Source organism: Winogradskyella rapida (assembly GCF_042675845.1).
GTDB classification, from domain to species: Bacteria; Bacteroidota; Bacteroidia; order Flavobacteriales; family Flavobacteriaceae; genus Winogradskyella; species Winogradskyella rapida.
The window spans coordinates 197066-224039 of the sequence record NZ_JBHTKM010000063.1 but is presented as its reverse complement, the minus strand read 5'-3'; the positions used below and the strand labels follow the sequence as shown (position 1 = coordinate 224039).

Genomic DNA, 26974 nt, shown 5'->3' with positions numbered 1-26974 from the left:
AGGTTATGTATTATTCCATATTCCAGATTTCCCATGATTTCTCGGCTTGTAACCTTAGCATTTTAGAGCCATTAATTGTGGTGGCCCCTTTCTGTTTTCCGAAGTCTAAGAATTTGGTTTGCATAGGATTGTAAATTAAATCGTATAAGATATGCTCTGCTGTAAGTCCGTCATAAGGTAGCTTAGGACATTGCTCTACCTTAGGAAATGTGCCAATAGGCGTACAGTTAATTATAATTTTATGTTGATCAAGTATGGCTTCCGTAAGATCGTTATAGGTGTAACGAACCCCTTCTTTTTGAGTTCTAGAAACATAACTATAGGCGATATTTAATTGTTCTAAAGCATAGGCGATGGCTTTAGAAGCTCCTCCAGTCCCTAAGATAATCGCTTGGGTGTGATGTGGTTTTAAATGTGGTTCTAATGAATTTTTAAAGCCGTAATAATCGGTGTTATATCCCACAAGTTTATTTTCTTTTGTAATCTTAATGGTATTAACAGCGCCTATTTTTTTTGCAGTTTCGTTTAGCTCGTCTAATAAAGGCATCACTTCTTCCTTATAAGGTATTGTAACATTTATGCCTTTGATATTTGGAGTATTGGCAATTACGCCCTTAAAGGCGTCAATATTGGGTAAATCAAAATTGACATAGCTGTGCGGTAAATTTTCGTTCTTAAATTTTTCAGCAAAATACCCTCTCGAAAAGGAGTAGGAGATATCTCTACCTAAAAGTCCAAATTTATGCGCTGTGATGTTGTCTTGTGTGTTTTCCATACCATTCTAATCCTAAAACTATAAGGATTCCTAGAGCAATATAAGCAATTGCAATATAAGTTTCACTGTTCAGTTCCGGGAAATAACGACGGTAATTACTAATAATTTGTCTTCCAGCGGAATCTAAACGTACCGAGCCGTCAGCTGCCGTTTTGTAAATGGTGGCTTTCCATGGCCAAACAACACCTAGAGATCCAATAATAAAGCCCATTATGGTGGCTAAAGTTATAAACTTATAATGTTTTAAAATGTAGTTAAGAATGTGCGAAAAGGTCACTAAGCCCGTAACAGATCCTAAAGTAAAAATACTTAATACTTGTAACATTTTAATACGAAGCGGATTGTTTATAAACTCAAAATTACCTTGAACCATTTCTATGATGGTATCGTATAGGGCATTAACGGAATCTACCAAGAGTAAGACGTAATTGCCCAAAAGAATAAGTATAAATGAACCTGAAAAGCCAGGTAAGGTCATCCCTGAGACACTGATAATGCCACAGAAAAAAACAAACCAAAGGTTATCGTTCTCTCGTGCGGGGTCTAAAAAACTGATGCTAACCCCGGCAATGACCCCAAGGATAAGGGCGGTTATGGTGGTTTTGTTCCATTTTTTAAAATCTTTACTGAGGTAATAAATGGAACCTAAAATCATTCCGAAGAAAGTACTCCACACATAAAGTTCATAATGGACAATGAGGTAATCTAATAATTTAGAAACACTGAAGTAACTTACAATCATTCCTAAGAACAGTAAGCTTAAAAATTTACCATTGATGTATTGATAGAAGCTTTTAAATCTAAAGTTAATAAGGAGTTTAAAAGCCTTTTTATTAACCCGTTGTAGGGAATAAATAAACTCTTCGTAAAACCCAGCGACAAAGGCAACGACGCCACCAGAAACACCAGGGACTTTATTTGCCGCACCCATGGCCAAACCTTTAATGACCAAAAAAACGCGATCTGTAAGGGTTCTGGTACTTTGCATTATACCTTATTTTTTTGTTTGCCTAAACCTTCTAAAATAAGGATGAGGGCAAAACCAAAGATAATAAATAGGGTGGCCATTAAGAGTTGACTATCGCCTTCATAGGCGTTAGGAAGAATACTTTTATCTAATAGTGTTACGATCTCGCCTTCCGAATTAACACGTGTTTTTAAGACTTGTTTCCAAGGCCAAAGTTTATTTAAAGACCCAATCATAAACCCTGTTAAGATGGCTAGGGTAAGATTTTTATGATGTTTAAACATCCAATTTAATGCTTTTGAAAATACTTTAAGTCCAACGACAGCGCCAACAGCTAAGAGGATAAAGTTGATAAAGGCATCTTTAAAAAGTTCCATATTTCCTGTAAGAAGTCCGTCTCTTAGATTATTAATGGTGTCTATAGCCGTTTGATAAGCACCTAAAATAAGAAGAATAAACGCTCCTGAAACGCCCGGTAATATCATGGCTATGATGGCAATAAAACCACAAAATAAAAGGTAAAAAGGACTATCTGGTGAAGCAAAAGGTTCTGCTAAAGTGATGTAATACGATAAAACAGAGGTGATAATAATGGCAATCACTAATTTTACAGACCAACCTTTTATTTGTTTTGCGATGTAAAGAATACTGGCAAGCACAAGACCAAAAAAGAAGGACCAAAGTAAAACAGGTTCGTTGTGTAATAGCCATTTGATGATTTTGGCTAAGGATAAAATACTAATGGCAATTCCTGAGAAAAGCGCCATTAAAAACGGACCATTAAAGGAATTCCATGCGGCTTTAAAGCCTTCTTGTTTCCAAGTTTTAAAGAGTCCGAGATTTACTTTGTCAATACTTTCTATGAGTTCTTCATAAATACCTGATATAAACGCTATGGTTCCTCCGGATACGCCAGGAACGACATCTGCCGCTCCCATAGCAATACCTTTAAAAGTAATGACTAAATAATCTAAAAATCTTCTCTGCATTCCACTATTAAATATGAACTGCTAAGGTATGATTATTTTCTTTTAGTTAGAAGTCTTTTTAGCGTCTGAAATTATAGATTGTATCATTGGGCGCTCTATAAGTTTTGGAAATAATTCTGAGATAATAAAATGATAATCAATATTGAGTTCTGTAGCGTTTTTTAAATGAAAACGCCCTTCTTCAAATTGATGTACCGTAAAATATAATCCCGCCAATCGGTATTCGACTTCAGCATTTTCTGGATAAAACTCTGAACCCTGAAGAAGATTTAATATCGCCGCTTTATAGTCGCCTAAAGTGGTGAGAACATCGGCTCTATTAAGCCAAGTATCCAACTCAAAATTGCCTAAATCTAAAGCTCTTTTGTAGCCGCGTTCAGCTTCTTCAAGATGATTTAAACGTTTGTTTACTGTAGCGTATAATTTCCAAAAGGCTACATTATTACCATCTATAACAATGGCTTTATCAATGTAATGTAAGGCTTTTTGGTAGTTAAGCCTTTTCATATAGAATTTAGAAATCGCAATCCAACCTTTGTCTAATAAAGGATCTTCATTAATGGTTTGTTTGAAAAATTGGATGGCTAAATCATCTTGATTTAATTTAGCGTAACATTCGCCTATACGAAGTAATGCAAAAGACGTTGGGTCTTCTAAAGCAAGTGTTATTCGGTAATTTTCAATGGCCTCTTCGTACTCCTTAAGTTTCTCTAAAACCTTTCCTTTTTCAATATAGGCGCCAACAAAAGTATCATCAGAAATAATAGCAAAATCAAATGCAGCCCCAGCCTTTACATAGTCTTTTATGGTGTAATACTGTCGGCCAAGTTGATGCCAAGCTACTTCGCAATACGGGTTGGTATTAAGATATTCGTTAAGGTATTCTATGGCTTCTACATGCTGATCTAAAAAATCATAGCAATACACAATATTATGTAAGGCAGAATAGTCTGTAGAATCGTTTTCTAAACATTTTTTAAAAAAGATTATGGCATTTTCAAACTGGTCTAAAAACAGATATTCCATCCCAACGAGGGCGTACAAATCGGCATCGTCCTCAGGTGTTTTAGACAGATCTATGGCAATAAGCAAGGTGTTAATGGCTTTTTGATGTTGATCTTGTTTAGAGAGCACATTAGCCTTTTGTATAAAGATTTCTTCGTTTGTAGGTTCTAAATTATGAAGGTGATCTAAAAGTTCATCAGCCTCGTCAAATTTATTTTCTAAAATGAAAAGTTCTACTTGAAATAATTTTAGGTTTACCGAGCTAGGATGCTGCTCTAAACCTAATTTAATGGCGCGTTTAGCTAGTGAAATCTTACCATTTTCTAAGTAATGGTGTATGATATTCTCGAACTCGTTAGAGTCAAAGAACAAAATATTATTTGTCTTTAACATCGATTCAAATCGAGTAAGAGGGAAATTTTCGTCTTCTTGACTATATTGCATATATGGTTTAATAAATCACTGAAATAAAAATACAGCTATAGTTTACGCCGGCTTCATTTTGTGATGAATGTTCTTAACAAATTAATTAACATTCTAATAGTGTGGCGTGTATTGTGCTTTAAGGCTTTGTAATTAGTGGGTTAAGGCCTGTTTTTAAGCTTTAAATTTGATCTAAAATTGAGGTTATTAAAAGGCATCCTTTAATGATTTCGGCATTAGAAATGGTTAATGGAGGGGTAATTCTTATGGCTCTTGGTTCAAAAAGTAACCAAAATAGGATTAATCCTTGCTCTTGCGCTTGAAGAATAACCGTGTTGGTAATGTCTGCATTTTCGGTGATTGCAGCCAACATTAATCCACGTCCTCGGATCTCTTTAATATGTTTATGTTGAAGGTGTTGTCTTATAAGTTTTTCTTTTTCTAAGGCTTCTGCCATTAAATTAGATTCGGTAATTTCTTTTAAGGTCGCTAATGCGGCAGCGGCAATTACGGGGTTGCCTCCAAAGGTGGTAATATGACCTAATTTTGGATTGTCGCTTAAGCTGTCCATCATGGTTTTAGAAGCGGTAAAAGCACCTATGGGTAAGCCTCCGCCTAAACCTTTACCGGTAACCACAATATCGGGTTGGCAATTGTAATGTTCAAAACCGAAGAGTTTACCTGTTCGTCCAATTCCGGGTTGAATTTCATCGAGAATTAAAAGGGCGCCAACAGCATTACAGCGCTGTTGAACTTTAGCGAGATAATTGTCCGTGGGTTCTATAAAACCTGCACCACCTTGTATAGTTTCTAAAATAACTGCGGCTGTTGCTGTAGTTATTTTGTTTAAATCGTCCTCAAGGTTATAATGAATATGTTTAATATCTGGAATTAAGGGCAAAAAGGGTGTTTTGCGTTCTTCATAATCCATAAGACTAAGCGACCCCATGGTATTCCCATGATAGGCTTGGTGAGCCGAAATAATTTCTGAACGTCCGGTAAATCGGCGTGCTAACTTAATGCTTCCTTCTATAGCTTCCGTTCCAGAATTAACCAAATACGTAACCTCTAGCGGAGCAGGTAAGTGCGCTGCTAGATATTGCGATAAAGCTACAGCAGGCGTTTGGATGTATTCCCCATACACCATAACATGTAAATATTGGTCCACTTGATTTTTTATGGCGGCAACTACTTTAGGGTGCGAATGTCCTAAACTGCAGGCCGATACACCCGCAACAAAATCGAGATAAGCCTTGTTGTTGGTGTCATAGATATATGACCCTTGGGCATGGCTAATCTCCATCGCTAGAGGATGGGGTGTGGTTTGTGCTTGATATTTAAAAAATGCTTCTTTCAATTACTTCTCCGCTTTTGTTGTTGTACTTTTTAGTGGTGTTGGAGTTTTAGACGGCGATTTTAAAGGGGTTACGTTTGTTGACTTTGGTAAATTTCGTGCGGCTTTATTGGCTTTTTGTGGGGTTTCTTTCCCAGCCTCTTCAACCCGTTCAGTCACCGCATCATCTATAAATTCTTCAGGTGGCACATAGTCTTCAAGTCCTTTAATAATAGGAAGTTCTAAAGGAGGATCGTCTTTAAATAGATCTTCAACCGATAGCGGTTGTTCTTCACCACGCCAATCGAAACCTCTAAATTTTCTTCCACTTTTAGGAAATTCAGAATCTGGAAAAATATTACCATCAATCTGATTTAAAAATCGGACCTCTTCTATGGCTTGATCCATGATCTTAACATTGATACTTCCTGATTTTGATTTTTGAATACCTATTAATTCGGTATCGTCATTTCTTAAATACCGAATAGTTTCCGCATTTTTAATAACATCTACATTATAGAGCTCGTTATTTTTAAATAAGCCAATTAAGCGTTGCCCTTTTATTTGGTTAAAAGCATCAGGGCTAATGGTGTCTTTATTAATTAAAAAGGCGTTTTCAAAAACCTTAAGAGAGTCTAATTGCTCGGTTTTAGGATTGGAAATAAGATGAATAGTGTCTCCTGTCATTTGGTTTCCAATGTTCCAAAGCACAGGTTTACGTTGCATGGCAAAAGTATCATCAGAGTTAAAACGACTGAGGTTAATCATTTGGGTTAATCCTAATTTATGATCAACATGAATAGAATCGGATTTTCCGGCTAAATCACTCTTATAGATTCGAGCATTATTATAAGCGCGTGTAATGCGGTGTTCCGGCTTCCCGGTGACCATTAAGGTATCCGCATGCATATAGATGGAATCCTTTTCTTGTACCGTAATAGCCAAAGCACGTTTTGTGATATACATGGAATCTTGAGCACGCCAAACTTCGGCATAATGCCCTTTTACAATACTGTTATTAATGGTGTCTGTAACGGTAATATTATTACTTGCGGAGGCAAAATTTTTATTCCGATCAAAATAGAGGCTATCGCCTTCTACAGTTCTTTGGTCATAGTCTATTTTAGCACGACGTTGAAAATGCCCGACATCATTATTGGTGTCGTAAAACCCACGTTCGCAGTACACGGTGCTTGTTTCGCCTTCAATGGTTGAAGGGCCAAAGAGGTAAGCATGTCCATTTTCGGTAAAGAAATCTAGACGCTCTGTATTTAAAGTGTATTCCGGGTTTACAAGAACCACATCTTTTACAAATTGATACTTGCTGGCGTTCATATAATAACGCCCAATTTGACTGGTAATGGTTCCTGAAGTATCTCTGACTACCGTACCTCCGGTATTGTAATAGGCTTGTTGTTTTATTCTATCAAAATGAAGCGTATCTGTTTTTAAGGTAGACTGAGGTTCGGTTAATATCACGTCACCACTAGCAAAGGCCAGTTGTGATATGCCGCTATACTCCACATATTTGGCCACCATATTTATGGTGTCGCCTTGTTTCATTACCACATTACTATAGGCTTCGATAAAATCTTGATCTTCATAGTATATGGCTTTATCACACCACATATTAATGCCTTCGTGGATAAAGTGTACCTGTTTTGATTTGTCTCTTAAAAACACCTTAGCACCAGCTTCTATATCAGGGTCGGTAAATAATTGACCGGCATATTTAATGGTGATATGATTTTTTTCTTGAGCAAATCCCAAGAAGGTAATGGCAAAACAAATGAGAACTAATAAATTTTTAAAACGTTTCAAAGGCCTATTTTTTTTTCGACAAAATAACACTTATTAGAATGGCTTCTATACGTGTTAACGTTTTTTTATAAACAGAGGTGAGTGTCTAGCAGCTTGTTAGCTAGATAAAAATATTGGTTTTCCTATAAAATAGTTTCTACTAAACGTTGTAGCGCTTAGTGGCTATTTTACAAAAAAACCAATACTTAAAAAGTGACTGTATTAAACCGTTTTGCGTATAATAGTTTGCTTACGGTCTGGTCCTACAGAAACAATTGTAATAGGAAGTTGAAGTTCTTCTTCTAGAAATTCAATATACTTATTTAAGTTTTCAGGTAATTCTGAAGCTTCAGTCATTCCTGTTAAATCAGCTTCCCATCCTTTTAATTCAGTATAGACAGGAGATACATTTTCTGCTTCTATATTATATGGTAAATGCGTGATGGTTTCACCTTTATAATTGTATGCGGTACATACTTTTAAAGTTTCAAAACCAGAAAGTACATCACCTTTCATCATAATAAGTTGGGTAACGCCATTAATCTGACAAGCGTAACGTAATGCTACAAGGTCTAACCATCCACAACGTCTAGAACGTCCGGTAGTTGCACCAAATTCTGCACCAACACGGCCCATTGTTTCTCCAACTTCATCAAATAATTCTGTTGGGAAAGGTCCTGATCCTACACGTGTTGTATACGCTTTGAAGATTCCAAAAACTTCACCAATTTGATTTGGAGCCACACCTAAACCTGTACAAGCACCTGCGGCTGTAGTATTAGAAGAGGTTACAAACGGATAGGTTCCGAAGTCAATATCTAATAAAGATCCTTGAGCACCTTCAGCTAAAATCGTTTTATTAGATTGTTGTGCTTGGTGGATGTATTCTTCGGAATCAATAAAAGTTAAAGATTTTAAAGTCTCTATAGCTTCAAAGAAATCAGCTTCTAATTCTTTAAGATCGTATTCTATATCGGCATTGTAAAACGCAATCATTGCCTCGTGCTTATCTGCTAGGGCTCTATATTTGTCTTTCCAATCTGCTAATTCAATATCACCAACACGAATTCCGTTTCTTCCGGTTTTATCCATGTATGTTGGGCCAATACCTTTCAATGTTGATCCAATTTTAGCTTTTCCTTTAGAGGCTTCACTTGCCGCATCTAATAAACGGTGAGTTGGTAAAATGATATGCGCTTTACGAGAAATACAAAGTGATTTTTTATAATCTACGTTTTGCTCGTTAAGTTTATCAAGTTCTTTCTTGAAAATTACGGGGTCTATAACAACACCATTACCAACGAGGTTGACTTTATCTTCATGAAAAATACCAGATGGAATAGTATGTAAAACATGTTTTTTGCCATTAAACACTAAAGTGTGTCCTGCGTTTGGCCCACCTTGAAAGCGTGCAATTATGTCGTAATTAGAGGTAAATACATCGACAATCTTTCCTTTGCCTTCATCTCCCCACTGTAATCCAAGTAGTAAATCTACTGCCATTTTAAATTGAGTTAGTCTTCTTTTTTACGATTTCCGTAAAAATATAATGAATGATTTGTTATCTGAATATCAAAAACCTCTTCGATGGTTTTCTTAATGGATTGAATGCGAGGGTCACAGAATTCTATGACTTCGCCAGTATCGGTAAGAATTACGTGATCGTGATTTTTATCAAAATACGATTTTTCATAATGTGCCTGACTTTTTCCGAATTGGTGTTTTCTGACTAAGGCACACTCTAAAAGTAATTCTATAGTATTGTAGAGGGTTGCTCTACTAACACGATAGTTTTTGTTCTTCATTTTGATATATAAAGATTCAATATCAAAATGTTCTTTGTTATCGTAAATTTCCTGAAGTATAGCATAACGCTCAGGTGTTTTTCTATGACCTTTATCTTCAAGGAATTGTGTAAATACACGTTTTACAATTTCCTGGTTACTTTCTTCTGTGGTTGCATTCATAATTAAGGGGCAAATTTACACAAATTTTATAGGAAATGAATTATAAATTCTAGGATAAAAATGAAAGAAATGAACAAGTTTTAATTAAAAGTTGATAATAATTTAAACGCGGGTGACTTTGTCAATTCCGTTTATTTTTTTAAGATTATGAATTAATTTTTTGAGCATGGTCTGATTTTTAACCTGTACCGTGATCTTTCCTGTAAAGATTCCGTCATCACTAGAAAAGCTTATACTCTTCATATTAACATGCATATTTTCTGAAATAAGCCTTGTAATTTCATTCACCAGTCCCATGTTATCAATACCCGATAAAATGATTTGTGAGGTGTACACTTGCTGAGAAGAATCAATCCATTTGGCCTGCATAATTCTGTAGGCGTAATTAGATTGTAAACTTAGGGCATTAGGACAATTGGTTTTATGAACCTTTAAACCATCATTAATGGTAAGGAACCCAAAAACTTTATCTCCAGGAATAGGATTACAACAATTGGCTAAGGTGTAATTCAATTTCTCTTCCTCTTTACCAAATACAAGCATGTCGTATTTAGAGGTAATTTCCTCCTTATGAATATCCTTAGGGACGTTAGGTTTGTATATTTTATTTTTAAAATAACTAACAAAAGAACTGCTTCTAGAGGCAGCAAAAGCCTTTAGTTTAGGGTTGTCTATGGTACCAATTCCTACACGGTAAAATAAATCTAAAGAGGTGTTGAGTTTAAAGTAGCTTACCAATTCATTAACCGAGTTTTCGTTAAGGTTAATTTTAAGTTGTTTTAATTTTCGTCTTAAAATTTCTTTTCCTTCTTCTGCAATGAGTTTGGTATCTTCTTTTAATGCCGATTTAATTTTGGTTCTTGCACGGGCCGTTGTGGCGTAATCTAACCAGTTAACATTAGGTTTAGCATTATCAGAGGTCATTATTTCTACCCGGTCGCCACTTTGCAATTCATGACTTAAGGGCACTAATTTACCATTAACCTTAGCGCCACGTGTTCTTAGTCCGACTTCGGTGTGAATACCAAAAGCAAAATCGAGTGGTGTTGCACCTTTAGGTAAGGATTTTAAATCGCCCTTAGGGGAGAATACAAATATCTCCTTAGAATAAAGGTTGAGCTTAAATTGTTCTACAAAGTCTACAGCATCGCCTTCATTGTTCTCTAAAGCCTCTTGCAATCTATTAATCCAAATGTCTAAGTTGTCTTCCTTAGCATCAGCATTTTTATATTTATAGTGAGCGGCATAACCTTTTTCTGCAATTTCATTCATCCGCTCGCTACGGATTTGTACTTCTACCCAACGGCTTTTAGGACCTACAACAGTAATGTGTAAGGCTTCGTATCCTGTAGATTTAGGAGAGGAAATCCAATCTCGTAATCGAATAGGGTTGGGGGTAAAGTGGTCGGTAACGATGGAATAGATTTTCCATGCCAAGAATTTTTCATTGGCCAGATCCGATTTATAAATAATTCGAACGGCAAATTTATCATAGACTTCATCAAAAGAAACACCTTGTTTAAGCATTTTACGTCTAATACTGAAAATTGACTTTGGGCGTCCCTTAATTTCATAGTTAAGCCCTTCTGTATTTAAGGAGTCTTCAATAACCTTAGAAAAGGCTTTGATATAGGCATCTTGATCTTCCTTACTATCTTCAATTTTTCCGAGGATGTCGTTATAAACTTCAGGTTCGGTATATTTTAAACCTAAATCTTCGAGTTCTGTTTTAATATTGTAAAGCCCAATTCTATGCGCCAATGGGGCGTAGATATAAAGGGTTTCAGAAGCAATTTTAACTTGTTTATCAGATCGCATAGAATCCATGGTCTGCATATTGTGCAAACGGTCTGCGATTTTTATAATAATAACCCTAACATCATCATTCAGCGTTAAGAGCATTTTTCTAAAATTCTCCGCTTGTAGTGACACGTCCATGTCTTTTTTTAGCGATGATATTTTAGTAAGTCCATCAACAATTCTAGCAACTGTTTCTCCAAAGAGTTGCTCCATATCATCAATGGTGTATTCAGGGTTGTCTTCTACAACATCATGAAGCAAAGCAGCGGCAATAGAAGTGGCATCCATCCCAATTTCCTTAGCCACAATACGTGCTACGGCAATAGGGTGGAAAATATAAGCTTCCCCAGATTTACGACGTTGGTCTTTATGGGCATCGACGGCCACATCAAAGGCGTGGCGTATTAACTTTTTGTCGTCATCGGTTAAGGTCTGATAACTGACTTTAAGTAAGTCTTTGTACGCTTTCGCGATGGCTTTATTCTCTTTTTCTATAGCTTCATCTGTCATAAGAACTAAAATAAACAAAGTCTATGATATAAACAATGTGTTTTTTTAGAGAATTAGCGAAGTTTTATAAAAGGTGACGGTTTTCAGAATTTAGATTTTATAAATTCATTATTTAATATAGAACCTAATTTATTCATAATGATCTTATTGTCTAATATGTTGATGTGCCGTTTTAGCATTTATATAGGTCTTACGGATAGATTAGAACTATCACAGTTTTTTATGAAGATTTTAAAAAATAAAAAAGGCTATAAAACCGTGAAAGTCATACGGTGTTATAGCCTTTGTCTTGGTTTTAACGGTGCTATTTATCTAAAGCCGGAATATCTATTTGATTAATACTGTATAAATAGGTGGCTTCTTTTTGTTTATAGTTGGCAATGGCATTTACTAAACCAGCGTCAGCTTCTTCTTTAGTTCGTCTGGCGTCTAATAAATCTGATAAATTATTTAAGCCGTTGTTGTAATTGTCACGTTGGGCTTCTAAATTTTCGGTAGCAAAATTGAGTTTATCCTTAGCAAATTGTATGCGTTTATTGGTTGTTTGTAAATCGTACCAATTTTTAGTGATGTATTTTGTTAGTTGATCTTCAACATCCAATAACTTATTTTCTGCTATTTTTAAGTCTATTTCTCTTTGTTGAATTCGCTTTTTTTCTTTGCCCCAAAATGCAGAAATAGGTAAGGTTAGCGTACCAAAAGCAATGGGTTGAATATCCATATTAAAAGCGTCATTAAAGGTCCCTGCTTTGGCGACATTAATTCCCACCGCAACTTTTGGAAGCAAATTAGATTTTTCGTTTTTAACCTGTAATTGTGCTGCGTTCACTTGCTTTTGTGATAACTGATAAAGATTGTTGTTGGCCAAATCGATATTTAAATTAGCATTTAAAATGGAAGCTGAAAAATTGTCTTTGGTCACTGTACTTGTAGCGACCATTGTGGTATCGAAGGGCATACCTACATAAAGGGCTAAATCTAAAAGGGCAATTTTTCTTAGGTTAGAGAGTTCTAATTCATTAGTCAAAATATTACTTTTTTCAACCTTAACCTGTAGCATTTGACTTTTTGAAATGAGTCCGGCGTCTAATAAGTCTTGTTGCTGTTTTAAAAGCTCGTTGACATAAGTTTTTCCGGCGGCTAATACGTTTTGTTGCTCTTGTAATTGTATTAATTGCCAAAATTTTAATTCTGTATTTAACATTACCGAATCCACTGCCGTTTCATGCCCTATTTTTCTGGTTTCAAGTTGTAATTGAGCAAGTTTATTGCCAATTCTTATTTTACCACCCGCATAAACCGCTTGTGTTGCTGCAGCACTTACGGTATATAAGTTTTCTATCCCATTTGGCAGGTAGACCGGGATTTCAGGAACTAAATAATCAAATGCCTGAACGGCAAAGGCACTTGCTGATACCTCAGGAAAATAATTATGAAACGCTTCTTGCTTTACAAATTCGGCTCTTTTTATTAAAAGGGAATCGTTTTTTATGCTTCTACTATATTGAAGCGCTTTCTTTTTTAAATCCTCGAGTTGTAATGTTTTCTCTTGTGCATTTGCGCTTGTGATGCCTAACAGGAAAAGAATAAAAAAGCTGGCTGTAAAATATGCTGATTTATAAGTGTTCATCATGATTTTAAATATTTTGATCTTGTTCTGTTTTATCTTCATCTGCTCTAAAAAATAACCAGTATAAAATTGGTAAAACGTATAGTGTGAGCACCATTGAAACGAGTAATCCAAAGGCGATGACTGTCCCTAGTGGTCCCCAAAGGCTGGAACGACTAATAATCATTGGGGTTACCCCAACCGCTGCAGCTGCAGAAGTTAAAAAGATAGGTCGCATTCTGCGTTCTGCAGATAAAATAGCGGCTTCTTTAAATGTTTTACCGTGATGCAGATGAAGCTCATCGGCATAGTCAATTAAAATGATCCCGTTTCGTACCACAATTCCACATAAGGCTAGAATTCCCAAGAATGACGTGAAACCAAACGGATATTGCATTAAAAGTAACCCAAGTGCAGCGCCTAAAATACTTAAGGGCATGGTTATAAAACTTAAAAGTGCATGTTTAAACGATTTAAAATGCCAAATAAGAATCAACACAATTAAAACAACACTAACTAATAAGGAAATCCCCATAGGTAAAAGGTTTTCCTGAGCCATTTCAAATTCACCGCCATAATCTACCTTAATGTGTTCGGGTATATGGAGCTCTTCTAATTTTGGTTTAATTTTTTCCAAAACCACATTGGCAACTGCTCCTTTTTCAATATCGACTCTTACGGTTAAACAACGCATACCGTTTTGCCTAACAATACGCTCTTGGCCCCAATTGGCTTTAATTTCTGCCACTTGATTTAAAGGAATGTTTTTGCCTGTAGACGGTACAATTATGGAAAGTTGGTTGAGTGCCGATATGGTTTCGGCTTTATCCGTATTAGACTTTACTTTTACGTTTATGGCATAATTGGCATCATAAATTTGTGTGGCCAATAAGCCTTCAGTATGCATTGCAATGGTGTTGGCAACATCTTGCTTAGTTAAACCCGCTTGGGCCAGTTGTTGTTCTTTTAATTTAATACCAACTTTGTTATAAACCTCGCCAAAATCTGTTCTAGACCAAATGGTTTGTGGAGTTTGTCGGGCTAAGTTTATAATAGAATCGCCATAGGCTTTAATTTCAGCAATATCATCACCATATAATTTAATTTCTATAGGTGCAGGTTTCCCTACCATGTTTAATTGCTTCATTCGTAAATACGCATTCGGAAATAGGTTGGCGTATTTTTGGTCGTACTCCCTTAAAACCTCTTCAGTTGCGTCATTAGACGTTGTTGTTACAAGAATTTGCGCATAGTTTTTTGCTGGTAAATTAGGGGCATAAACCATATGGAATCGCGGTGAACTTTCCCCTATAAAACTGGTGTAGTTGACCACGCGTTCGTCATTTGCTAAGATCTTTTCAAATTCATTTACAACCTCAGCGGTTTCCTCTAGATTACTGGATTTATTGAGGTTGACTTCAACTGCAAATTGATTTCTTTCTACTATTGGGAATAACTCCTGACTAACATTTGAAAATAGAAACAAACCTAAAACAATAGAAATCACACCGGCTATAACTGTAATACGGTAATGTTTCATAGCGCTGTTTACGCTGTTGTTAAAGAAGTTTTGAATACGATCTAGCATCGATTTTTTATGTTCTTCCCCTTCTTTTTTACCAGATTGAAGTCCTTTTTTTATAAAAACGGTATTTAAATGCGGTACCAATAAAACTGAAATTGTTAGCGAGAGGAATAACGCTATAGATATGGTCCAAGGAAATGTGCTTAAAAAGTCTTTTGCCGTTCCGCTCATAAAAAACATAAGTGGGAAAAAGGTTGCCGAAATCGCTAAGGTAGCGGTGAATACAGATGGAAATAATTCGGTAGCACTTTCTAAGGCGGCGTTCCAACGTGATTTTCCTTCGTCTAATTTTTCAATATAATTATCAATAACCACAATGGGGTCGTCTACCACAATACCTAAAACCACAATTAGAGCAGCTAACGTAACCGTGTTGAGCTCCATATTTAACAAATACATGACGGCCAATGTTGAGGCAATAGTAATGGGTATGGTTGCGGCGGCTAATGAAGCTACACGAAAGGGGAGTAGCAACATACATACTAATATAACGCCCATAAGAGCGTAACCAAACTCTTTCATAAAATGCGCTATAGAATGGTTTACAGCTTCGGGTTGGTCGGCAATAACATTAATATTAATGTCTTGCGGTAAGTCTTCTTTTAATTGGGCTAAATGCTCTTCAATTTCATCACCAAATTGTACAATATTGTTGCCTTTGGCCATTTCTAAAGTAATAATAATACTTCTTGTGCCATTACTTTGAATATAAGAATCCGGATCGTTGTATTCGCGTTTTACTTCGGCAATATCGCTTACTCTAACCACATTTCCGTTGTGATCTGAAGTAATAATGTGTTGCGAAATATCTGCGATATTATTAAATGAAGGATTAATATGAATAGGGTAATCTATGGATTCCGATTCTAAATCTCCAGCAGCATTAATAGCGCCTTGAGCATTTAAACTTTGCATTAATATCCCCGGACTTATGGCATATTCAGCGAGTTTATTTTGGTCTACATATACTGCAATTTGTTCTTTGATACTCCCTGAATAGCTGATTTTAGCCATTTCTTCTATGCCTCGTAAAACGTCTATAATTTCTTCGGCATGCAGTTGTAGATCTTTATACGGTCTGTCTTTAGATTCTACCGATAGAATCATGGCCGCAGTATTTCCAAAATCGCTGTTGACTATAACACCTCTAACTTCGGGGGGTAAGGAGGTTTGTTGAAAAACAAATAAATCGTTTTTTAATCTGTTCCAAAATTGTTGCGTTTCATCTTTATCAATTCGACTTGCAATTTCAACATAAACATAGCTCATCCCTTCTTGCGAATACGAGTACGTTTTTGCTTTGTCTATTTCATTAAAGCTAAATAAATATTCTTCTAATTTTGAGGTAAGTTGCGCTTCAACTTCTTCAGCACTTGCACCAGGATAAACACCTACTACAAGACCAGTGCGTATGGTGAAATCTGGAAACTCGTTTCTAGACATGTTAACGAGGCCTAAAATACCAATACAAAAAAACACCACAGCGAGCGCTACAGGGAAGGCGGTGTTTTTCATTCCCCATTCAATAAGTGAACCTTTCTGTTTCATGTTTTATTGCATTAAAATTTTAATGGGTGTATTGTTGGTTAATTTGTGATAACCAGAAATAATGACTTTATCGCCCTTAGTAAGGCCGTTTTTTATTTCAATACCATCGTTATAAAGTTTACCAATTTCTACGATTTTGCGTTGTGCTGTATTGTTTTCAGTATTTACAACATATACAAAGTTTTGCCCTTCGTTGCTTAAAGACACCACATCAACAGGAAGTTTAAAATTCTGTGTTGTGGCTTTGTTTGCTGTATTTTCTATAACATTAGTACAGGTCATTCCTGGTTTTAAAAGGAAGTCAGGATTATTAACAGTTATTTTAGCGGTATAAACAGGAGTTCGACTTTCAGATTGTACGGCGATTTCGGTTAAGCTTCCAGAAAATGTTTGGTCTAAAGTGGGCACGTAAATACTAGCTTCGCTACCTGTTTTATAGTGATTGACTTCTTGGTCAGATAATGAAATGATGGCTTGTACTTTACTTAAATCTATCAATTCTACAACCGGCATTCCTGGAGAAGCCACATGGCCAGATTCCATAAATTTATGGCTAATGTACCCGCTAAAAGGTGCTGTTAAATTGGTGTGGTTTAAATTTTTGCTCGCCGCATTTAAGGCCGATTGGGCTTGTTCGTAATTCGATTTTGCTTCAATCATTCTTATTTCGGCAATACTCCCTTTTTGAAACACATTATTTATTCTTTCAAAATTTTCTTTAGCAAGATTGGCCTGTGCTTTGTTAGCGTTAAACTGTGCTTGGTATAGAGAAGGATCTATAGCTGCGATAAGCTGTCCTTTTTTTACATAATCGCCCAAACTAACCGGTAATTCTGTAATATCTCCGGCCACTTGAAAACTAATAGTTGTAGTTTTAATAGGTTTAATAATCCCTGGGAATTTTTCTGACTGACCATCAACACCATTATTTTGGGTGATATTTAAAACCTTTACGGCAATAGGGTTAATTAATTTTTCTGTTTTCTTTTCTCCACAAGAAACTATAATCAGCCCTAAGAGAATGCTGTATAAAAAATGTTTATTCATCATTTTTATTTATTTGGTTTTTAAGGATTTGATGAGAAGATTATTAATCCAGTTTATTTTAGTAAGTATGTCGCCTTTAAAGGTTTCATAGATGAAAAATTCTTTTTTCGTGTTATCAATAGTATTGACAATAACAGTGGCTAAAAAATTGATATGTTCCTTATCGAGGGTTTCTATTTCTTTGTTTTGAATAGCCCATGTTAGACAGTCTTTTATTATGTCTATGTCTTGCTCACGTAGTTTAACCGCTATGGAAGAAATAAAATCTTCACCTTGTTTTAAATCATTAAGAATGATTTTGTAGGTTTCTAAGGCGTTTTCTAAATGAATTATATTCTCCTTGGCGTAAATAGACAGATTTTTATCTATGGTGTTTTTGTCTGAGAGCTTTAATTCGCAATTAGTGATAAGTGGTTTGTGAAAGTCGAACATAAAAGCTTTAAAAACATCCTCTTTGTTTTTGTAATAATAATAAAGGGTGCTTCTTCCTTTTCCGCTAGCTTCTGCTATAAGTCCCATATTCGCTTTATTATAACCGTAGGTCTTAAAGACAGTTTTAGCCGCTTCAATGATTTGGTTTTTTACAAATTCGTCTTTGCTAGGATTCGACATTTTTTTGTTATTTGTTTGTTTTTCGACAAAATTACAAAAGATGTCTAAAAATAAAGCAGGAAATTTTTTTTTAACATAAACTTAAACGATTAGTCGGCTAATATCAGTGGGGTTAAAAGCTTGTTGAGCCTCTCGTTAGCTTTATGACGAACTTTAGTCCAAGGGCTCTAAATGTCAAACTTTGTAAGGTGCGGGTTATCTATGCTAAAGGTTTTGGTGAAGGCATCCTTTTTATAAATTGAATGGAATTTAATATGAAAATGAGAAGTAATGATCGTTTATGTTTTCAAGGAAGACCTGTTTTAATGGCGAATTCGGATTTATAAATGAAATCCTAAAGACGATTCCTTTTTTAGAGGAGTTATGAGGAGTATAACACCTAGTAAAACAACAAAACCCGCAATAGATGCAGGTTTTGTGAAGTTGTTATGTAAAAATAGTTTTACGGGTTCGTAGACCATAAAGAGGCATTGGCCATCATAGCACGACGTGGTAATTTTAATCCTGATACAATTAATTCAGCAAAATCTTCAGGCTGTAATACACGATCTTCAGAATCTTTATTTGCAATACCTAATTCTATAGACATATCTGAAGCGATAGTACTAGGCGTTAAAGTACAAACTCTGATATTGTTTTTTCTAACTTCCTTCATTAAGGATTGAGACATCCCAATAACGGCAAACTTAGACGCAGAGTAAGCAGAAGTGGTTGCATTACCGTTTAATCCTGCCGTAGAAGAAACGTTAATGATATCACCTTCATTTTTAGCAATTAAATGTGGTAAAACTTCTTTGGTTACATAATACATCCCCATAACATTGGTTTGTATAATTTGGTTCCATTGTTCAACTTCCATATCGTTTAAGGTTCCAAAGGCTGCAATCCCAGCATTGTTAACTAAGATATCAATGGTTCCTAAAGTTTCCACAACAGTTTTAATACTTGTTTTAACTTCCTCGTAGTTGCTTACATCAAATACAGCATAAGTGGCATTTACACCAAATGCTTTAAGTTCTTCAACAGTAGTTTTTAAAACGGCTTCATTTCTACCGGTAATAGCGATATCAATACCTTCTTTGGCAAAGGCAATTGCGGTTGCTTTTCCAAGACCTCTTCCGCCTCCTGTAATTAATGCTTTTCTATTTTTTAAATCGGTCATAGTTGTAATTCTTTTTGGTTATTCAAAATTAGGAAAAAATGTTACGGAATGCTGTTATAGTTTTGTGAATTTACGACCTTAAATTATTAACACGTTCTAAGAGTGTAGGATGTGAATAATGCATAAATACATAGGCTTTATGCGGGGTTAAATTACTAAGACTATTTTTAGACAATTTCTTTAAGGCGCTAATTAATGGAGCTGCTTTATAAGTGTTTTTAGCATAATCATCTGCTTGGTATTCAAAAACTCTTGATGTGTAATTCATAATTAGTCCGGTAAGTTCTGAAATAGGAGCGTATAACAATCCAAAAGCGATAAGGCCAACATGAAAACTTGGTGTTTCTACACCAATAGCATGAGATAATAGTGGATTTGAAACAAATACGGAAAGGATAAAGAGTGTTAATCCTGTGAGTAGGATAGAGGTTGTTAAGTTGAAAATGATATGTTTCTTTTTGTAGTGGCCCACTTCGTGAGCTAAAACCACCACGATTTCTTCGTCGTCTAAATCGTTAACTAAAGTATCGTAAAGAGTGACACGTTTTTCACTGCCAAATCCCGAAAAATAAGCATTGGCCTTGGTGCTGCGTTTAGAGCCATCGATGATAAAAATTTTATCGAGATTAAAACCTACAGAGTTGGCGTAGGCTGAAATCTTAGTCCGCAAATCGCCATCCTCCAAAGGCGTTTGCTTATTGAATAATGGGACAATAAGTTTGGAGTAAAACATATTCATAAATACGGTAAAGATTGTAACAAGTCCCCAGGCATAGAGCCAAAATTGATGTCCTGTAATTTGGTAAAACCAAACGATAAGGGCTATAATTCCACCGCCAAGAAGTGCCATCATGAGTAATCCTTTTAGCTTATCCAGGACAAAGGTTTTTCTAGAAGTCTTATTAAACCCGAATTTTTCTTCAATAACAAAGGTTTTGTAATAACTAAAAGGAGTGGTTATAATATCGCTCGCTATCATAATAATTCCGAAGAAAATTAAGGCGATGACAATAGGCTGGTCAGAAAAGCTTCGGGCTATGTTATCGACATACTCAAAGCCATCTAAAAATAAAAAGCCTAAAGTGAGTACGAAGGAAAAGAGCGAGGTCCCAATCCCGAATTTATAATTGACAGTTTTATACGCTTGCGATTTTTTATATGCGGTTTCATCATATACATCACTTAAGACCGCTGGAATGGGATCGTTGTAATGCTTCGCATTTATGGCATCGAGGACTTTGTCAATGATAAAATTGATAACGATAATAGCGATGATGATATAGAAGAGCGTATTTGCTGTCATTATGATGTTTTATGTTTGTTTTTGTTACTTCGAGTGAAAATTTCTTTTTTTTAAAATTTTGTATCGAGAAGTTTCGTTGTAAAGCGTATTCTCGATACTATTTTTTCGTGCCTCGAAAATCACTCGAACTGACGACATTTAGTTATTTAAAATCGCGTTGTCGCTTGGCTTCAAAAATAAGAATTCCCGCTGCTACAGAAACATTCATAGAGTCAATAACGCCTTGCATTGGGATGCTAATGTTTTGTGTCGCTGCGTCTCGCCATTCTTGGGTTAAGCCTGTCGCTTCTGTGCCTACAACAACAGCGGTTGGTAAGGTGTAATCTTGTGTATGGTAAGGTTCTGACTCTTGTAAAATGGCAGAATAGATATTGAAATTGTACCTTTGAAGAAAAGCAATTGCCTCCTCAGAACTGGCCATAGCAATTTCAGTCGTAAATACACAGCCAACGCTAGAACGAATGATATTAGGGTTGTATAAATCAGATTTCGGATTCGCAATAATTACCGCGTCAACTTTAGCCGCATCGGCAGTACGTAGAATAGCACCAATATTTCCAGGCTTTTCAGGGGCTTCTGCCACTAAAATTAATGGGTTTTTTGAGGTGAGTTTTAAATGGTCTAGCGTATGTGTTTTTGAATTTACAACAGCAATTACACCTTCTGTGGTATCGCGATGGGCTAATTTTTGAAACACCTCTTTCGAAATCTCTATGGTGTTAATATCATAAGCACTCATGGCTTTAGCTTCACTCTCAGAAAATAAATCCGGATAAAATAATAAGGTATCCACCTTATAGCCACCTTTAATCGCCAGCGATAATTCCCGTTTCCCTTCAATTAAAAATTGTCCAGATTTTTTGCGTTGTCTTGACTTTTCTTTGAGTAAAACGAGTTGTTTTATAAGTGGGTTTTGAACGCTAGATATTGATTTAGACATTATTATATTATTTAATCTGTATTTGAGAGCTACAAATTTAACGTATTATAAAACAAAAACGACTTAACCTATTTCTATTCTTAACAATTAGTGCAGCAAATACGGTACATAGAAAAAGAAGTTTCAGATTATTTCTAAAGCTTTTTTGTAATGTCTTTATGTAGCCTTCGTCCAAGACGCTAACTTAAAACCATATTATGAAAAAAATAATTTACGTATTCCTTTTAGCTGTCGTTAGTGTAGCTTGTAAAAATGAAACAAAACCTGAAACAACGACGGTTGTAGAAGTTGAAGAGCTCGCTACTGAAACAGTGACCACCAGTATTTATCCAGAATCGATTACTAAAGTGTTTAATGCGCACGGAAGTATTGACGCTTGGAATAAAATGCAAACCCTTTCTTTTTCTATTGAAAAACCTACAGGAAAAGAAGTGATCACAGAAAATCTTATCACAAGAGCAGAACGTATAGAGACACCAAGTTATACGCAAGGTTTTGATGGTGAAACATTATGGGTTAATGAAAAAGATGGTAAAGAATTTAAAGGGAAGCCAAAATTTTATAAAGGTTTGATGTTTTATTTCTACGCCATGCCATTTGTTTTAGGTGATAATGGTATTCATTATAGCGAAACTGAGGCTTTAGAGTTTGAAGGTAAAACATATCCTGGGATTTTAATTTCTTACGAAAATGGTGTTGGTGCCTCTTCAGACGATCAATACAAGATTTTTTATGATGCTGAAACCGGACAAATGGAATGGTTGGCTTATACGGTAACTTTTGGAAAAGGAACAGGAAGTCCAGATTTTCATTTTATAAGATATAATAATTGGCAAACGGTGAATGGTTTGTTGGTGCCTCAAAGTATTGATTGGTATAAATATGAAGATAATACGCCAACCGAAAAACGAAATACCGTTCCTTTTACAGATGTTGTTATTTCTGAAAAAGCTTCGGAGGCTACATTATTTACACAACCTGAAGGTGCAAGAGTGATAGAGTAATCGCTATAAATCACAGATGAGGTGCTTTACTTCATTCTGAATGACATAAAAAAAGCGAGCCATTGGGCTCGCTTTTTTTATTTTAGTTTCATGTCAATCTCTGTAGATTGTCCCTTCGAGGGAATTTTAGGGGTGTAATTAATCGGCTTGATTAAGTTTCTTAGAGTAACGTCTCCAAAGTGTAGTTTGGTGCGTTTCTAAACTTAAGCTTCTACCGTCAATAAAGGCATGTGTTAAGATATTCGTTCGCATATCTAAGGCATCGCCTTCACTAATAAAAAGGGTTGCACTTTTGCCAACCTCAAGACTTCCGTAAGCTTTGTCAATACCTAATATTTTAGCCGGATTTAACGTAATAAGCTGTAAAGCTTGAGCTTTGGTTAAGCCATGAGCCACTGTTGTACCTGCATAAAACGGTAGGTTTCGAGAATTCATACGTTCCATTTGTCCACTAGGTTCTAAGGCTACTAAAACGCCGGCGTCTACAAGTTGTTTCGCCAATTTATAGGATTGGTCGTAATCATCATCTTCTAGTTCGGGTCTTGAGTGGATGCGTCTTAAGAACACAGAAACATCATTCTGTTTTAAAAAGTTTGCCACTTTTCCAGCTTCATAACCGCCTACAATGGTTAGTTTTATAACCCCTTGTGCTTTGGCGAAATTTACAGCATCAGTAATCCCTTTTTCATCATCGGCATTAATATAAAGGTGTTTAGATCCGTCAAATAATCCTGCTAAGGCTTCAAAAGGTAAGTGTAGTTCTTTGGAATCTCCGTTGTTGTAACTTTTAGATTCGTTAAAATAATCCGAGAGTTCTTTCACTTGTTTGTTGTACTCTTTATTCGGTTTTAAACCCGGGTCTTCACCTAGCCACCAGCGGCCACGTCTAAAACTACTCGGCCAATTTACATGAATACCATCATCCATTTTTATCACGGCATCCTCCCAATTCCAAGCGTCGTATTGTACTACCGATGAGGTTCCTGAAATACGTCCTCCACGTGGAACGACTTGACCCAGAAGCACTCCATTAGGGCGCATAGATTCAATGACTTTAGATTCGGTATTATAAGCAATAATACTTCTAATATGAGGGTTGTAAGTCCCTAATTCAGATAGGTCGTCAGAGGCCTTTACGGCATCAACTTCTACCAAGCCTAATGTACCATTGGCTACAATAAAACCAGGATATACATGTTTGCCTTTGGCCTCTATGATGTCCATAGCTTGTTTGGTAAGTGGTGTTGAGGCTTCGGGTCCGATTGTGGTAATCTTGCCATTGCTCACAACGATGACGCTGTTTTCTATGATGTTTCCATTTCCTATATGAGCTGTAGCGCCTACAATAGCAAAATCTTTGGTTTGCTTCGGTGCAGGTGTTTGTTGTGCAAAACCTAAAGTGATACACAGCAAAAACAGAAGCAGGTTGATGTTATATTTATTTTTCATGTTATTTCGTGTTTTTAGTGAACGTGATTATCCATAGTGTCACAATGCATTAATTTATCTTCTTTCTTTTTTACCGGCTGTGTTTTTAAGCCTTTGTTTTTATCTTGAAGCATTAAATTAATAAGTTCACTCTTTTCTGTTTTTATAGCCTCTTGTAATTGTTTATCGCGGGCTAAATCAAAATAAGTAACCCCTTCAATAATTGTTTTTTCGGCTTTAGCGTAAATAGAAAGAGGGTGATCGGTCCATAAAACTACATCGGCATCTTTACCCACTTTAAGACTTCCTACTTTATCATCTAAATGTAAAAGTTTAGCAGGATTTAAGGTTACAAATTTCCAAGCCTCTTCTTCACTAATTCCGCCATACTTTACCGATTTAGCAGCTTCTTGGTTTAAACGACGAGACATTTCTGCATCATCACTATTTATAGCAACAGTAACACCAGCATTGTGCATAATAGCGGCGTTATACGGAATGGCGTCATTCACTTCATATTTGTAAGCCCACCAATCGCTAAATGTAGAACCACCAACACCGTGTGCTTTCATTTTATCAGCAACTTTATAACCTTCAAGAATATGGGTAAACGTATTAATTGTAAAGTCGAATTGCTCAGCGACTTTCATTAACATGTTAATTTCACTTTGTACATAAGAATGACAAGAGATAAAACGTTCCCCGTTTAAAATTTCGGCAAGCGTTTCCATTTCAATATCTTTTCGGTAAGGTTGACCACTTTTCTTTAGAGCGTCGTACGCTTTAGCTCTCGTAAAATAATCGACAAAAACTTGTTCTACACCCATTCTAGATTGTGGAAAGCGCGTATTTGTTCTGCTTCGAGATTGCTTTACATTTTCACCTAAAGCAAATTTGATGAATTTAGGAGCATCGTCATAAATAAGATCTTCAGCAGCTTCACCCCATTTTAATTTAATAATTGCAGAGCGTCCCCCAATTGGGTTAGCCGAACCATGTAAAATTTGAATAGAAGTCACACCACCGGCTAAATTTCTATAAATGTCTATGGCTTCATCATCAATAACATCTTCAATAGTTACTTCAGCAGAAGAATTTTGACCTCCTTCATTAATAGAAGCGGCTGCAATATGTGAATGTTCATCAATAATACCAGCGGTAAGGTGTTTGCCTGTAGCATCGATAACACGTGCCTTATTGTGACTTAAATTTTTCCCGATTTTAGAAATTTTTCCGTCTTTAATTAAAACATCTGTATGTTCTAAAATACCATCTTTTTCATTGGTCCAAACTGTAGCATTTTTAAATAATAGCGTTTCGGATTTTGGTTTTTCAGTAAAACCATAGGCCAAATTAGGGTAGGTGATAGGGCTCATAAACGCTGCCTTTGTAGCAGGCTCATCGTCCCTTTCTGCCTCGGTATTAGCGGTTTCTTCTTTCGGAGTTTGTGCTGCAACAAAAGGTAGGGTAGTACCATTTGCCAAGATAGCTTTACCATTTAAGGTTTTAGGATCAGCGGTATTAGCTACCACTCTAATAAAGGTATTAGCTGTAGTGTCCGTTGATTTAAAGGTTAGGTTAAGCCAATCGGCTTTATAACTTATTTTAGCGCCTAGGCTTTTATCCTTAAGTTCCACTTTAGCTTTGGGCTTTTTAGTGCTTTCCGAAAGCGTTAGTTGATAGGTTTCTCCGGATAGATTAAAGGTGTATTGCCCGTCAATATTGGTAATATGTTTGTTATTAATAACGTGTGGAGTGCCTTGAACCCAATTTTCGTAAAGCACAGTCTTCTTGTCAAAAATATCACCATCTGTAATTAGAAAGTTGGCGTAGCTTCCGGTTTTTAAGCTTCCTAATACGTCAGATTTTCCCATAAGGGCTGCAGGAATAGTGGTTAAAGCTTCTAAGGCTTTTTGTTTAGAAAGTCCGTTTTCAATTGCTTTTTGTAGGTTAGACTTAAAGGTTTTCTTTGATTTTAAACCGTGAGTTGTTAAGGTGAAGTTTATACCGTTTTCGGCTAATAACCTTGGGTTGTGTGGCTCTTGATTCCAAGAACGCATAGCGCTTAAAGATAGGGTGTTGGCGTAAAAAGGATCTTCAACATCATAGGCCAATTGAAAATCTATGGGTAAAATGATAGTCGCATTGGTTTGTTTTACCTCGTCAATACGTTCATATTCATCACCACCACCAAGAATGGTATATTGTACGTTAAAAGCATCGCCTACTTTATCGGCACGCATAAGATTCGCTCGGCTGCCGGCGTCAAAAATTTGTAGTAAGTTTTTGTTTTTATTTAAAGCTTCTAAGGATAGATCTTTAGTTTCTATATGGCCATCAGCATACCATTTAGCATCAAGGTACATCTGGCGCAGTAAGGCCATACTTCCCATGATGGAAGACGGGTAACGTTGTCTCGATTTTACACTTTTTGAAAAGGATAAGTGCTGAGAAATTTTTCCGTCTACAATACGCATGGCATTATCGGCATTATTATTTAAGGCAATTAAAGCACCTGTTCCGCGGACTACACCATCCGGAATATGCGTATTAACGACGCCAAATCCTAATTGGTGCAGTTCTGAAGCCGATTTTTCATCGTATTTAAATTGACTCATAACATCTTGCTCTGGCATAATATGGTCATTCCAATAAAAGCCACTTCTGCTCGGGCCATATTGTGGACCATCACCACCGCGTTTAGGCTTTTGAATACCAAATGTTGTGTACAGGTCTATAAATGAAGGATAGATGGTTTTGCCAGAAAGATCAACCTTAGTGGTGTTGTTGGGAAGCTTTACTGAGGTTCCAACTTTTACCACTTTTCCGTCTTTTATTAAAAGCGTGGCCTGGTCTAAAACTTCAGTTGGTGAGACGTGAATTGTGGCATTTGTAAAAGCCGTGTAATTGGTGTTATGTGCAATAACACCTGCATTACTTGGAAAGTAATCTTGTGCAAATAATGAAAAACTGCACATAAAAATGAGCAGCCGTAAATGTACTTTAATCATATACTGAATTGGTTTAGTTAGAATTTTAAATATAGGAATTAAACCGCTTTAGGGCTTTAAATTTGAATTTTTTAACGTTTTTAGCATGGCCTAGAACGTCATGAGAAGCTTGTGGTTTAAACTTTAGGTTCTTAGAGAACTCTTTAATAAAACGTG

General features: G+C 36.1%; 19 protein-coding genes. 1 reads left to right on the top strand and 18 read right to left on the bottom strand.

Annotated elements, in window-relative coordinates; all coding sequences use genetic code 11:
* Window positions 1-10: 10 nt before the first annotated feature.
* From ACFQ13_RS08495 to ACFQ13_RS08420, 16 genes are all read right to left on the bottom strand, one after another.
* Window positions 11-775, bottom strand: a complete 765-nt coding sequence (locus ACFQ13_RS08495) for a shikimate dehydrogenase family protein (RefSeq protein ID WP_386116208.1) — start codon at window positions 773-775, stop codon at window positions 11-13.
* A complete protein-coding gene (locus ACFQ13_RS08490; protein ID WP_386116206.1) occupies window positions 741-1763 on the bottom strand; it encodes a DUF368 domain-containing protein in 1023 nt (340 codons plus the stop codon). The genes ACFQ13_RS08495 and ACFQ13_RS08490 overlap by 35 nt, the downstream gene beginning before the upstream one ends.
* A complete protein-coding gene (locus ACFQ13_RS08485; RefSeq protein ID WP_386116203.1) occupies window positions 1763-2731 on the bottom strand; it encodes a DUF368 domain-containing protein in 969 nt (322 codons plus the stop codon). Before ACFQ13_RS08485 ends, ACFQ13_RS08490 begins: the two co-directional genes overlap by 1 nt.
* A 42-nt stretch (window positions 2732-2773) precedes the next feature.
* Window positions 2774-4180 (bottom strand): tetratricopeptide repeat protein, encoded by a 1407-nt coding sequence (locus tag ACFQ13_RS08480; RefSeq protein WP_386116201.1) that lies wholly within the window; start codon window positions 4178-4180, stop codon window positions 2774-2776.
* A gap of 160 nt (window positions 4181-4340) precedes the next feature.
* A complete protein-coding gene (locus ACFQ13_RS08475) occupies window positions 4341-5516 on the bottom strand; it encodes an aspartate aminotransferase family protein (protein WP_386116198.1) in 1176 nt (391 codons plus the stop codon).
* Window positions 5517-7313 (bottom strand): OstA-like protein, encoded by a 1797-nt coding sequence (locus ACFQ13_RS08470; protein ID WP_386116196.1) that lies wholly within the window; start codon window positions 7311-7313, stop codon window positions 5517-5519.
* 201 nt (window positions 7314-7514) lie between these two features.
* Window positions 7515-8795: an adenylosuccinate synthase gene (locus ACFQ13_RS08465; RefSeq protein ID WP_114308910.1), complete on the bottom strand. Its 1281-nt coding sequence runs from the start codon at window positions 8793-8795 to the stop codon at window positions 7515-7517.
* An 11-nt stretch (window positions 8796-8806) separates the two neighbouring features.
* The gene (locus ACFQ13_RS08460; protein ID WP_386116194.1) at window positions 8807-9259 is read right to left on the bottom strand and encodes a Fur family transcriptional regulator; all 453 of its coding nucleotides are present in this window, start codon (window positions 9257-9259) and stop codon (window positions 8807-8809) included.
* Window positions 9260-9361: 102 nt separating this feature from the next.
* A complete protein-coding gene (locus ACFQ13_RS08455; protein ID WP_386116191.1) occupies window positions 9362-11569 on the bottom strand; it encodes a RelA/SpoT family protein in 2208 nt (735 codons plus the stop codon).
* A gap of 304 nt (window positions 11570-11873) precedes the next feature.
* Window positions 11874-13202, bottom strand: a complete 1329-nt coding sequence (locus tag ACFQ13_RS08450; RefSeq protein ID WP_386116189.1) for a TolC family protein — start codon at window positions 13200-13202, stop codon at window positions 11874-11876.
* A 4-nt stretch (window positions 13203-13206) separates the two neighbouring features.
* Complete coding sequence (locus tag ACFQ13_RS08445) at window positions 13207-16311, bottom strand: efflux RND transporter permease subunit (RefSeq protein WP_386116188.1); 3105 nt, start codon at window positions 16309-16311, stop codon at window positions 13207-13209.
* Between the two features lie 3 nt (window positions 16312-16314).
* Window positions 16315-17361, bottom strand: coding sequence for an efflux RND transporter periplasmic adaptor subunit (locus ACFQ13_RS08440; protein ID WP_386116185.1), 1047 nt, complete (start codon window positions 17359-17361; stop codon window positions 16315-16317).
* A 6-nt stretch (window positions 17362-17367) separates the two neighbouring features.
* On the bottom strand, window positions 17368-17970 hold the full coding sequence (locus tag ACFQ13_RS08435) for a TetR/AcrR family transcriptional regulator (RefSeq protein ID WP_386116183.1): 603 nt from the start codon (window positions 17968-17970) through the stop codon (window positions 17368-17370).
* A gap of 442 nt (window positions 17971-18412) precedes the next feature.
* Window positions 18413-19132 (bottom strand): 3-ketoacyl-ACP reductase, encoded by a 720-nt coding sequence (locus tag ACFQ13_RS08430; protein ID WP_386116180.1) that lies wholly within the window; start codon window positions 19130-19132, stop codon window positions 18413-18415.
* Between the two features lie 70 nt (window positions 19133-19202).
* Window positions 19203-20435, bottom strand: a complete 1233-nt coding sequence (locus ACFQ13_RS08425) for a M48 family metallopeptidase (protein ID WP_386116179.1) — start codon at window positions 20433-20435, stop codon at window positions 19203-19205.
* A gap of 142 nt (window positions 20436-20577) precedes the next feature.
* The gene (locus ACFQ13_RS08420; RefSeq protein WP_386116177.1) at window positions 20578-21375 is read right to left on the bottom strand and encodes a TrmH family RNA methyltransferase; all 798 of its coding nucleotides are present in this window, start codon (window positions 21373-21375) and stop codon (window positions 20578-20580) included.
* Between the two features lie 197 nt (window positions 21376-21572).
* Here ACFQ13_RS08420 and ACFQ13_RS08415 point away from each other — a divergent pair, with 197 nt between their 5' ends.
* Window positions 21573-22379 carry a DUF6503 family protein gene (locus ACFQ13_RS08415; protein WP_386116173.1) on the top strand — a complete coding sequence of 269 codons (807 nt, stop codon included), beginning with the start codon at window positions 21573-21575 and terminating at the stop codon, window positions 22377-22379.
* A gap of 138 nt (window positions 22380-22517) precedes the next feature.
* On the opposite strand, the gene ACFQ13_RS08410 is transcribed toward ACFQ13_RS08415, so the two are convergent.
* Window positions 22518-23828, bottom strand: coding sequence for an amidohydrolase family protein (locus ACFQ13_RS08410; RefSeq protein ID WP_386116170.1), 1311 nt, complete (start codon window positions 23826-23828; stop codon window positions 22518-22520).
* 14 nt (window positions 23829-23842) lie between these two features.
* On the bottom strand, window positions 23843-26818 hold the full coding sequence (locus ACFQ13_RS08405) for an amidohydrolase family protein (protein ID WP_386116168.1): 2976 nt from the start codon (window positions 26816-26818) through the stop codon (window positions 23843-23845).
* Between the last annotated feature and the right edge of the window lie 156 nt (window positions 26819-26974).

Bases quoted from the DNA above. Each gene is read 5' to 3' on its own strand.
- ACFQ13_RS08440 (WP_386116185.1), bottom strand. From the start codon at position 17,361: ATGATGAATAAACATTTTTTATACAGCATTCTCTTAGGGCTGATTATA.
- ACFQ13_RS08410 (WP_386116170.1), bottom strand. From the start codon at position 23,828: ATGAAAAATAAATATAACATCAACCTGCTTCTGTTTTTGCTGTGTATC.
- ACFQ13_RS08480 (WP_386116201.1), bottom strand. From the start codon at position 4,180: ATGCAATATAGTCAAGAAGACGAAAATTTCCCTCTTACTCGATTTGAA.
- ACFQ13_RS08465 (WP_114308910.1), bottom strand. From the start codon at position 8,795: ATGGCAGTAGATTTACTACTTGGATTACAGTGGGGAGATGAAGGCAAA.
- ACFQ13_RS08405 (WP_386116168.1), bottom strand. From the start codon at position 26,818: ATGATTAAAGTACATTTACGGCTGCTCATTTTTATGTGCAGTTTTTCA.
- ACFQ13_RS08420 (WP_386116177.1), bottom strand. From the start codon at position 21,375: ATGTCTAAATCAATATCTAGCGTTCAAAACCCACTTATAAAACAACTC.
- ACFQ13_RS08495 (WP_386116208.1), bottom strand. From the start codon at position 775: ATGGAAAACACACAAGACAACATCACAGCGCATAAATTTGGACTTTTA.
- ACFQ13_RS08445 (WP_386116188.1), bottom strand. From the start codon at position 16,311: ATGAAACAGAAAGGTTCACTTATTGAATGGGGAATGAAAAACACCGCC.
- ACFQ13_RS08425 (WP_386116179.1), bottom strand. From the start codon at position 20,435: ATGACAGCAAATACGCTCTTCTATATCATCATCGCTATTATCGTTATC.
- ACFQ13_RS08460 (WP_386116194.1), bottom strand. From the start codon at position 9,259: ATGAATGCAACCACAGAAGAAAGTAACCAGGAAATTGTAAAACGTGTA.
- ACFQ13_RS08430 (WP_386116180.1), bottom strand. From the start codon at position 19,132: ATGACCGATTTAAAAAATAGAAAAGCATTAATTACAGGAGGCGGAAGA.
- ACFQ13_RS08485 (WP_386116203.1), bottom strand. From the start codon at position 2,731: ATGCAGAGAAGATTTTTAGATTATTTAGTCATTACTTTTAAAGGTATT.
- ACFQ13_RS08435 (WP_386116183.1), bottom strand. From the start codon at position 17,970: ATGTCGAATCCTAGCAAAGACGAATTTGTAAAAAACCAAATCATTGAA.
- ACFQ13_RS08490 (WP_386116206.1), bottom strand. From the start codon at position 1,763: ATGCAAAGTACCAGAACCCTTACAGATCGCGTTTTTTTGGTCATTAAA.
- ACFQ13_RS08415 (WP_386116173.1), top strand. From the start codon at position 21,573: ATGAAAAAAATAATTTACGTATTCCTTTTAGCTGTCGTTAGTGTAGCT.
- ACFQ13_RS08455 (WP_386116191.1), bottom strand. From the start codon at position 11,569: ATGACAGATGAAGCTATAGAAAAAGAGAATAAAGCCATCGCGAAAGCG.
- ACFQ13_RS08450 (WP_386116189.1), bottom strand. From the start codon at position 13,202: ATGATGAACACTTATAAATCAGCATATTTTACAGCCAGCTTTTTTATT.